The 10,470-nt window shown below is 61.7% G+C and carries 9 protein-coding genes; 7 read left to right on the forward strand and 2 right to left on the reverse strand.

Annotation, left to right across the window (positions count from 1 at the left end; genetic code table 11):
• The 3 genes from Uis1B_RS10110 to Uis1B_RS10120 form a co-directional block, all read left to right on the forward strand.
• Positions 1–553: IS30 family transposase (locus tag Uis1B_RS10110; RefSeq protein ID WP_133124919.1), on the forward strand; the 553-nt coding region annotated here is incomplete at its 5' end.
• Positions 554–622: 69 nt separating this feature from the next.
• Complete coding sequence (locus tag Uis1B_RS10115) at positions 623–823, forward strand: hypothetical protein (protein WP_101617989.1); 201 nt, start codon at positions 623–625, stop codon at positions 821–823.
• A gap of 173 nt (positions 824–996) precedes the next feature.
• Positions 997–2,424 carry an ATP-binding protein gene (locus tag Uis1B_RS10120; RefSeq protein WP_101617991.1) on the forward strand — a complete coding sequence of 476 codons (1,428 nt, stop codon included), beginning with the start codon at positions 997–999 and terminating at the stop codon, positions 2,422–2,424.
• Between the two features lie 859 nt (positions 2,425–3,283).
• Here Uis1B_RS10120 and Uis1B_RS10125 read toward each other — a convergent pair.
• A complete protein-coding gene (locus Uis1B_RS10125) occupies positions 3,284–4,381 on the reverse strand; it encodes a mandelate racemase/muconate lactonizing enzyme family protein (RefSeq protein WP_101617993.1) in 1,098 nt (365 codons plus the stop codon).
• Between the two features lie 370 nt (positions 4,382–4,751).
• Positions 4,752–6,158: an MFS transporter gene (locus Uis1B_RS10130; RefSeq protein WP_101617995.1), complete on the reverse strand. Its 1,407-nt coding sequence runs from the start codon at positions 6,156–6,158 to the stop codon at positions 4,752–4,754.
• A 334-nt stretch (positions 6,159–6,492) separates the two neighbouring features.
• On the opposite strand from Uis1B_RS10130, the gene tkt reads away from it, so the two are divergent.
• The 4 genes from tkt to Uis1B_RS10145 all read left to right on the forward strand — a co-directional run bounded on the left by tkt (position 6,493) and on the right by Uis1B_RS10145 (position 10,387).
• The gene (tkt, locus tag Uis1B_RS10135; RefSeq protein ID WP_101617997.1) at positions 6,493–8,598 is read left to right on the forward strand and encodes a transketolase; all 2,106 of its coding nucleotides are present in this window, start codon (positions 6,493–6,495) and stop codon (positions 8,596–8,598) included.
• A 49-nt stretch (positions 8,599–8,647) separates the two neighbouring features.
• Positions 8,648–9,460, forward strand: coding sequence for a gluconate 5-dehydrogenase (locus Uis1B_RS10140; RefSeq protein WP_207763420.1), 813 nt, complete (start codon positions 8,648–8,650; stop codon positions 9,458–9,460).
• Positions 9,457–9,615 (forward strand): hypothetical protein, encoded by a 159-nt coding sequence (locus tag Uis1B_RS12070; RefSeq protein ID WP_165782851.1) that lies wholly within the window; start codon positions 9,457–9,459, stop codon positions 9,613–9,615. The genes Uis1B_RS10140 and Uis1B_RS12070 overlap by 4 nt, the downstream gene beginning before the upstream one ends.
• Before the next feature lie 133 nt (positions 9,616–9,748).
• A complete protein-coding gene (locus tag Uis1B_RS10145; RefSeq protein ID WP_101616461.1) occupies positions 9,749–10,387 on the forward strand; it encodes an RpiB/LacA/LacB family sugar-phosphate isomerase in 639 nt (212 codons plus the stop codon).
• Positions 10,388–10,470 lie beyond the last annotated feature (83 nt).

Here is a 10,470-nt window from a genome sequence, read left to right on the forward strand (position 1 = left end):
GCCGATCGCCGACCGGCCCAAGAGCGTGGACTCGCGCCGCGGGTTCGGTCACTTCGAGTCCGACACCGTCGTCGGCGCGTCCCCGTCGAAACGGTGCATCGACACGCAGGCCGAACGCAAGAGCCGCAAGCTGTTCGCCCGGTTCATCCCCGACAAGAGCGCGCTGGCGACCGCGCGCGCCGAATACGACATCTACAGCCGGATCCCCGCGCCCGCGCGCATCGACCGCACGTGGGACAACGGCACGGAGTCCTCCTGCCACCTGCTCGTGGACGAGGCGCTGGGCATGCTCACCTACTATGCGGACCCGTACTCCTCGTGGCAGCGGGGCACGAACGAGAACCGCAACGGCAGGATCCGGCGCTACCTGCCCAAGGGGACCAGCTTCGACGACCTGTCGGATGCGGACCTGCAGGCCATCGTCGACGAGATCAACGACACCCCGTTGAAGGTCCTGGGCTGGGAAACGCCCAACGAGGTTTGGTACCGCGAGCTCGGCAAGGTAATGTCAAAGACAAGCCACCCAGAGACGAGTGTTGCACTTACAAATTGAATCCGGGTTTAAACCCTCGAAAAGAGTGAATTGATAAACTGATAGAGACTTGAAGCAAGGAGGCTCAGCATGGGATCAATTACGGATTGGACATTGCTGCACGCTGCGATCGTCCCCATTATCGTCGGCGCCGCGCTGTTTTTCATGGCTTCTTCGCGCACGACTTCCTCGCAGAAGGAACAGGCCCGTGGAAGGACGCTCATGCTGGCTGGCTCCGTGCTGACGCTGATCGGTGCGACATTGATTATCGTCAGTCAGCTGTTCCGCTGACCTTCGCTCCGCTGGAGTCTCCCCACAGGGCGGAATCAGCATCGCGATCGGACGCATTGCCCGTACGGTATCGCCCATGACCTTAAGGGTATTACGATTACCTTAATCGTAATTAAGGTAATCGTAATACCCTTAACGGTAGAGCTACTCGTTCAAGCGCACGGAGGCATGTCATGTTCGTAGCCCGAGAGCATGAACTACAAACGCTGGAGCGGCTGTACTCCAGCGACTCATTCGAAATGGTGGTGCTGTACGGTCGCCACCGCGTCGGGAAAACCGCACTGATCGACGAGTTCGTCAAAGACAAGCAGGTGCTGTATTTCACCGCCATCCAGCAAAGCGCCAAGATGAATCTTGAGGATTGTTCTCGCGCAGCATTGAAATTCTTCGGCATGCCCGCATCGACACCATCGTTCGGAGGATGGCGAGAGGCACTGTCGTTCGTTGCGGAGCAGACGGAGCACAGCGGCAAGCGCCTTGTATTCGTGTTCGACGAGTTCCCGTATGCCGCCGCCGCAGAGCCAGCGCTGCCTTCTATTCTGCAGATCGCGATCGATCATGGTTTTCTCAAGACGAACATGACGATGATCCTGTCCGGCAGCAACGAAAGGTTCATGGAGGACAACGTGCTGGGCCGAAAAAGCCCACTGTACGGTCGTCGTACTGCACAGATCCATCTGTTGCCGTTCGACTATGCCGACGCGGCGAAGTTCCTTCCGAATATATCCGCTCAGGAGAGAATCCTCTTTTACGCGGCCTTCGGCGGAACGCCCTACTATCTCGCACGCCTGCAGGAACGGGATGGATTCGAAGCCAATGTACTGCGCCTGATGTTCGACAGCCTCGGCGCACTGAGGGAAGAACCGATGATGCTGCTTCGCGAGGAGCTACGCGAACCGGCATCCTATTATTCGATTCTTCTGGCCATTGCAGGGGGCAACGCCACACCGAAACTCATCGCCGAGCATGCTGGTGTGGATGCTGATTCCATCGGTGCCTATCTGAAAACACTGGTGGGGCTGCAACTGATAGAGCGCAAAGTGCCGTTCGGCGATGACCCAAGCAAATCCAGAAAAGGCATGTACGTCGTTTCAGACCCGTTCTTCGCCTATTGGTTCCGCTTCGTTGGCCGCAATATGAGCATTCTGGAGGGCAACATCGGCGAAACCGTGGCAAGGAGACTCGCCTTCGGTCCGGCATTCGACACCTATGTGGGGCAGCAATTCGAAACGGTGTGCCAGCAGTGGCTGATTCGACGCAACGCGGCCGGAGAGTTGCCATTCATCGCCACGCAGTTCGGCAAATGGTGGGGGAATGATCCCATAGCGCGCGAGCAGACGGATATCGACGTTATCGCCGCCGACCCATTGGCCAAGACCATACTGTTGGGCGAATGCAAATGGCGTAACACATTCAACGAGTCCGAAGCCATCGAACGACTGCATCGACGGGCCGGTCTGATAAAAGGGTATAGCGCCGATGATGCGTGGATGACATTGTTTACGAAACATCCCGTCGCCGAATCCACGAGTGATCGGTATGCGGGTGACGAGCGACTGTCGTTCGTCACCGCGGAAGATCTCTATCAGCAGGGAGAGTGAGGGCTCCGAGACTTTGATTTACGTGGAGGGAAAGCGATTCCGCGGATTGCCAGTGTCTGCCGCCACATACGATGATCTGCTGCCGCATACAGCAACGCCGTCGGCTTCCACTATGGGATTCCCAACGTGGGATTTCCAACGCGGGATTGGATGCCGACGGCGTTATGGGATCGTGGTCACAGGCCGGTCGATCATGAGATCACGATCGAAGGATCGACCGGCCTGAAAAAGGTCGGCCGATCCGCGAAAAATCACATGCTCATGCGGGCGGACAGACCGGTGATCTCGGCATCGACCGGAGATTCCTTCGCGTCTTCCATCGTCCACATGTGCTTCAGGGCCTTGACGAACTTGTTCTGGGACTTCATGATGATCACACTTCCTCTAATCCATGCGGAGCGGTTTCCCCCGTTCCGATCAAGGATGATATGCATGTGATATTTCACTGTCAACCAGCAAGACATCATTTTGGCAACAGTTGCCGCGCTTTGACCGAAAACCCTATCGTCGCAGGCCCTCATAAACCAGAAAACACGAGTTGTGAGGCTTTGGCTCCCAAGCGATCGGAACGAAACACACAAACCGTTGAAATCACGTAGGGGAAAAGCCCCGATCGCCGACTGTTCCGTATCACAAGCCTCACAACTCGCGTTTTCGCCTCTCAAACACGACAAAACGGTCCTAGAACCCAAAGGAAGGAAAGGTTCCGGGACCGCAAAGCGATAACGGTATTGCCGTCAGGAGAAAATAAGGAGTAGTCGCGGTTCCCGAGCCGACAGGATCGTCCGACCCGGGAATCCGCTATACGCCGGTACCGCAGTACCAGTACCAATCGGTACCGAAGTACCGGTCGGGCGAATCAGAACTTGTGGGCGTTCACGTAGTCCCAGTTCACCTCAAGGCCGTGGCCCGGAGCGGTCGGCGGGGTCCAGTAGCCATTCTTGATGTTGTCGGACGGCTTGAAGATGCCCAGCGCGGTCCAGGTGCCACCGTCGGTCATCTCGGAGGCGTAGATGTTCGGGATGCAGGAGAGCAGCGAGGCGCTCAGCTCCATTACGAAGTGCGGGGTCATCGGCAGGTTGTGTGCACGGGCGGCCGCGGCGATGTCGAGGTATCCGGTGATACCACCCACACGACCGAGATCGGCCTGCACGTAGTCGCAGGAACCCTGCTCGAAGTGCTGGTTGAACTGGTTGAGCGTGTAGGTGTTCTCACCGAGGGCGATCGGGGTGTTCACGCGCTCACGCAGCACCTTGTGCCCCACGATGTCGTCGCTCGGCAGAGGCTCTTCGATCCACAGCAGATCCAAGTGATCGAACTTCTTGAACGCACGCAGCGCAGCCGGCAGCGTCCATCCCTGGTTGGCGTCCACGGCCAGCGGGAATCCGGGCACGGCCTCCTGGATCTTGGTCAGACGCTCGACGTCCTCTTCGATGTCGGGCTTGCCGACCTTCACCTTGGCGCAGATGTAGCCTTCGGCCTTCCAACGCTTGACCTGCTCGATGACCTCTTCGATGGTCAGGTTCAGGTTGATGCCGGAGCCGTACAGCGGCACGCGGTCGCGCACCTTGCCCAGCAGGTCGTACAGCGAAACGTCGAGCGACTTGGCGAGCAGATCCCAGTAGGCGATGTCGAGCGCGGAGAGGGCGTGCGTGGTGACGCCGGCGCCTCCGACGTCGTGGATGTACTTGTAGGAGCGGCGCCACAGCCCCTGCGGCGAGACCTTCAGGCCGATGACGTCGGGAATGATCTCCTCGTCCAGCTGGGCGATGGTGGCACCGCACCAACCGGAGGTGTGGCTGAAGCCCACGCCGGTCAGGCCGTTGGAACCGGTGACTTCGGCGATCACGACCTCGATGTTCTCCACATGGTGGATCTGGTCTCCCCACGGTCCTTCCGGCAGCGGGACGCGGGTCGGGGTCAGCTTGATGCTTTCAATGGTTGGGATTTCATTCATTTTGGTGTTCGCTCCTTTGCAGAACTTCACAGGTCCAGTGCGGAACTGTGCGAAATATGGTTGGTGATCGATATGGCCGTCTGCATTCCCACCGCCGGCGCGATCTTCCGATCGAGGTCGGTCATGCCGCCGAAGGAAGGGAGGAAACGACATGACCGATCGGATCAGAATGGTTGATCACACCGATCAAATCATTCGGACGATCGTCGGACGATCGTCGGACGATCAACCGGTATTCGATGATCGGATTACGCCGGTACGGCAGGGATGACAGCTGAGTTATGGGTGGGGGAGAGGATCCGCCCGACCAGTCCGCCCGTCTGGCAAATGAAACGGACCGATCGAATGCGGATCGAATCCCCCGGTCGGGTCAGTCCTTGATTTCCCCTCCCTTCTTGAGGGATTCGGCGGAAACCGCGTGGTCGAAGACCTCGGGGAGGATGAACGATGCGGCCAGGAAGGCGATGACCGGGAAGATCACCACGATGAGATCGGCCTTGACGACGCCAAGGTTCTCGAACAGGGTGGGGAAGACCCACAGCGTGACGAACGAGGCGAGCTTGACGAAGGTGTAGGCGATGCCGGAGGCGGCGCCACGGTAGGCCGGCTTGGCGACCAGGGATGCGACGGTCTGGCCGGATTCGGAGGACCAGTAGTGGCCCCACAGCATCACGCCGGAACCGCCGATGATGATGATCATGTTGTTGGAGGAGATGCCGACGACGGAGATCACGATGCCGACCGCCACGAGGCCGAAGCCCCACTGGCTCAGGCCCTTGTGGCCGATCTTGCGCAGCAGCAGCGGGCCGACGAAGGCGGAGATGGAGGCCAGGCAGTAGACGGCGAACATGGCGAGGTTGTTCTGCACCAGCGTTGCGATGCCGAGACCGGCGAGGATGGTCGGCAGGTAGAAGGAGAAGGAGTAGTTCTCGAGGGCCTGCACGAAGTTGGAGATCCACGCGAAGATGGTGCTGCGGCGGGTGAAGGGGTCGCTGAACAGATCCTTGACGGCCTCACCCCAGGTGACGCGGGGGAGTTCCATGTCGTGATCCGGAACGACGCCGTTCAGGCAGTCCTTGCCGTAGTAGCTGGCGGCGACCTTGCGGGCCTCGACGAAGCGGCCGTGTTCGACGTACCAAGTCGGGGTTTCGGGGAGGTTGTGTCGGGCAAGGAGCAGTAGCACCGCGGGGATGGCCGGGATGGCGAGGATGACGCGCCAGGTGACGTTCGGGTGCATGGAGCCGAGCTCGAAGGCGGTGACCAGGATGATGGCGCACAGGATGCCCAGGGAGAACATGAACTGCCAACGGTTGGCCATGACCTCGCGCTTGCCCTTCGGCATGATCTCCATCATGTAGGTGAAGCCGTTGGCCACGTCGGCGCCGACCGGGATGCCGGCGATGCATCGGATGACGGCCAGCACCTCCATGCTAGGCGCGCAGCCCTGAGCCACGGCGCAGATGGCGAACATGGTCATCGACGCCATGAAGATGTTGCGGCGACCGAACTTGTCGGTGAGCCAGCCGCCGAGGATGGCGCCCACGATGGCGCCCAGCTGGGTTCCTGCCGAGGTGAAGCCCAGCAGGCCGGCGCTCGGGTGGAACACATCCTTCAGGTGGGTCATGATGAAGGACATCGAGTAGATATCCCAAGATTCGATCAGCAGGGCGGTGACCATAAGCCAGCCGGCCTTGGAGGCGTGCGGGGCCTCCTGACGATCGAGCACGGCCTTGGCGTGTTCGATTGTGTCGTATATCGCAAGATTCTTGTCAGACATACACACTCCTTTGTGAAGTACAGCTTCTCTTCCGAATGTCTTTGTGCATCTATTGCGAATGCCAATGGATATCTGGGAGAGGAGGGGATTGCCATCGTCGGCCTCCCCGGCCTCCTGATATATCTTTTGATATTCATGTGATATATTAGATACGGATGCGGAAAGTTGTCAACTCGGCACAGCAGGGAAGCCTCGAAGGAAAGCCGGGAACACAGCAACCTCATCCGTTGAAAACCAAAGCCAAACCGGCGGATCTGGCAGCGTGGTTCCTCCCAACGAAGGGCAAGACACGCCGAACCTCACCGTTGGTTCCACCCGGAAGGAAGTAGTATCCATGGCCGATTTCACATGGTCACCACTGGACGACCGCGCAGTCAAGATGGCGAAGACGCTCACCGCCGACGCAGTCGAACACGCGGGACATGGTCACCCCGGTTCGGCGGTCTCCCTCGCACCGATCGCCTACACCCTCTACCAGCACTTCATCAAGCACGACCCCGCCGACCCGAAGTGGGTTGGGCGTGACCGCTTCATCCTCTCCGGAGGCCATGCCTCGCTCACCCAGTACATACAGCTCTACTACGCCGGATACCTCACCCTCGACGACATCAAGTACTTCCGCGGCGGCGCCGACACCCGCACGCCGGGACACCCGGAATACGGACTGACCCCCGGACTCGAAATCACCACCGGACCGCTCGGACAAGGCGTGGCGTCAGCGGTCGGATTCGCCTACGGCCAGCGCTACCAGCGCGGACTGCTCGACCCGGACGCCCCCGCCGGCGAATCGCCGTTCGACCACAACATCTGGGTGATCTGCGGCGAAGGTGACGTAGAGGAAGGCGTCTCCGGCGAAGCCTGCTCGCTGGCCGGCAACCAGAAACTCGGCAACCTCACCGTGATCTTCGACGCCAACCACATCCAGATCGAAGGCGAAACGCAGATCGCCTTCGCCGAAGACGTGCTCAAGCGCTACGAAGCCTACGGATGGTACACCGACGAAGTGAGCTTCATCCAGCCCGACGGCTCCTACAAGGAGGACGTCGAAGCGCTGGCCGCCGCACTGCACAAGGCCGAACAAGTGACCGACCGACCCAAGTTCATCAAGGTCGACACGCTGATCGCATGGCCGACCCCCGGCAAGACCAACGATCCCTCCTCCCACGGCGCGCTGCTCGGCGCGGAGGCCATCGCCGGACTCAAGAAGCTCCTCGGCTTCGACCCGGACAAGACCTTCGAAGTGGACGAAGAGGCATTGGCCCACGCCCGCAAGGTCGCCGAACGCGGCAAGGCCGCCCACGAGGAGTGGAACGCCCGCTACCAGGCATGGCGTGAAGCCAACCCCGACAAAGCCGCGCTGTACGACCGCATCAAGGCCGGCAAGCTTCCCGAAGGCTTCGACAAGGCCATCGACGATCTGGAAGCCACCTACGAGGTGGGCAGCGAAGTCGCCACCCGAGCCGCATCCGGCAAGGTGCTCAACGCCATCGCACCCGTCATGCCCGAACTGTGGGGCGGCTCGGCCGATCTGGGAGGCGCGAACCTCACCGACATCGACGGCGCCACGTCGTTCGCCCCCGAAGAGTACGCCACCACGCAGCATCCGAAGGTCAGCCCCTACGGCCGACAGCTGCACTTCGGCGTCCGTGAATTCGCCATGGGTGCGATCACCAACGGCATTCTGCTCGACTCCGACACCCGCCCGTTCGGCGGCACGTTCTTCCAGTTCGCCGACTACGAGCGAGGAGCGGTCCGACTCGCCGCGCTGATGGAGATCCCGAACCTGTACGTGTGGACCCACGATTCCGTCGGCCTCGGACAGGACGGCCCGACACACCAGCCCGTGGAGCACCTCGCCGCCTACCGTGCGATCCCGCAGCTCGAAGTGGTACGTCCCGCCGACGAATACGAAACCGCCGAAGCCTATCGCTACTTCTTCGAAAAGGACAACACGCTGCCCACCGCCATGGTGCTCAGCCGCCAGGTGCTGCCCGTACTGCCCGAAACCGCCGAAAAGGCGCGCGAAGGCGTCAAGCACGGCGCCTACGTGCTGGAAGACGTCGAAGGCACCCCGGACGTGATCCTCATGGCCACCGGCTCCGAAGTGCAGGTGGCGCTGGCCGCCGCCAAAACGCTGGGCGACGAAGGCATCAAGGCCCGGGTGGTCTCCGTGCCGTCGATGGAATGGTTCGAGGACCAAACCCCCGAATACCGCGAAAGCGTACTGCCGTCCTCGGTATACGCCCGCGTCTCCGTGGAAGCCGGACTCGCACAGCCGTGGTACAAGTACCTCGGCAGCTTCGGCAAGGCCGTGTCCATCGAACAGTTCGGCCTGCAGGGCGAAGGCCTGCAGAACCTCAAGGACCTCGGCATCACCCCCGAACACGTCGTGGAATCCGCCAAGGAATCCATCGCCGCCGTCAAAGCCGTCATCAAGTAACCATCATCCGAAACCCCAATCCAACAGGCATTAGCAGAAAGAAGGAACCATGACAGAAGGATTCTCCATGAATAGCTTCTCCCTCGAAGGCAAGGTGGCCTTGGTTACCGGCGCCTCCTACGGCATCGGCTTCGCCATCGCCACCGCCTACGCCCAGGCCGGCGCGAAGATCATCTTCAACGACCGAGACCAGGCCAAGATCGACCAGGCCGAAAAGGACTACGCCGCCCTCGGCATCGACGCCCACGGATACCTGTGCGACGTCACCGACGAACAGGCCGTCCAGACCATGGTCAAGGACGTCGAAGCCAAATACGGCACGATCGACATTCTCGTGAACAATGCGGGCATCATCAAGCGCATCCCGATGACCGAGATGAGCGTGGAGGACTTCCGCCAGGTCGTGGACATCGACCTCAACGCGCCGTTCATCGTCGCCAAGGCCGTGATCCCGGGCATGATCGCCAAGGGGCACGGCAAGATCATCAACATCTGCTCGATGATGAGCGAGCTGGGCCGCGAGACCGTGTCCGCGTACGCCGCGGCCAAGGGCGGCCTGAAGATGCTCACCCGCAACATCTGCTCGGAGTACGGCGAGCACAACATCCAGTGCAACGGCATCGGGCCCGGCTACATCGCCACCCCGCAGACCGCGCCCCTGCGCGAGCGTCAGGCCGACGGCTCGCGCCACCCGTTCGACGCGTTCATCGTGGCGAAGACCCCCGCGGCCCGCTGGGGCACCCCGGACGACCTCAAGGGCCCGGCCGTGTTCCTCGCCTCCGACGCGTCCGACTTCGTCAACGGGCACGTGCTGTACGTCGACGGCGGGATCCTCGCGTACATCGGCAAGCAGCCCCAGTGAATCATGTGATGGAGCGTCGTCCGCGTTGCGGGGCGCTCGACGTATGCGAATACGCCTTCGCGCCCCGCGCCTTGACGACGCACGCATCACATGATCCACGGCATCCCACGCCCGGCTCCCCTCCCGGAGGGGAGCTGTCGCCGGAAGGCGACTGAGGGGAGGCCCCGAACTCGCCCCGGTCCTGCTTCCGGCGACTGGGGGGAGGACCCGTGCCCGCACGCCCCGGTCCCACGCCGGCATGCCGGCGCGTCAACCATATTTTCACCGATTCGGAAAGGAAACACCATCATGCGCATCGCTTTGATCAACGAGAACAGCCAGGCCGCGAAGAACGGCCTGATCCACGAGGCCCTGGGGAAGGTCGCCGCCGCCAAGGGCTTCGATGTGGACAACTACGGCATGTACGCGGCCGACGACGCCGCGCAGCTGACCTACGTGCAGAACGGCGTGCTCGCCGCCGCGCTGCTCAACTCGGGGGCCGCGGACTTCGTGGTCACCGGCTGCGGCACCGGCGAGGGCGCCATGCTCGCGCTCAACAGCTTCCCCGGCGTCATCTGCGGGCACGTCGAGGACCCGCTCGACGCGTACACGTTCGCGCAGATCAACGACGGCAACGCCATCGCGATCCCGTTCGCGCTGAAGAACGGGTGGGGCCAGGAGCTGCAGCTGGAGTACATCTTCGAGAAGCTGTGGCTCGAGGAGCCCGGTTCCGGCTATCCCAAGGAGCGGGTCGTGCCCGAGCAGCGCAACAAGCGGATCCTGGACGGGGTGCGGGCGGCCGCGTTCCGTCCGCTCGTGGACATCTACCGCGACCTCGATCCCGAGCTCGTCAGGGGCGCGTTCGCGGGCGAGCGGTTCCGCGGGCTGTTCGAGGCGCACGCCCAGCCGGGCGAGGTCAAGGACTACGTGCTCGGCCTGCTCGACTAGGCGCCGGCGTCGGCGGCCGGTCCGTTCCCCGTGGCGTGTCCCTGCGGCACGCTCCCCGGAACGAACCGGCCGCCGCGCGTTTG

The organism is Bifidobacterium margollesii (assembly GCF_002860355.1).
Lineage (GTDB): Bacteria > Actinomycetota > Actinomycetes > Actinomycetales > Bifidobacteriaceae > Galliscardovia > Galliscardovia margollesii.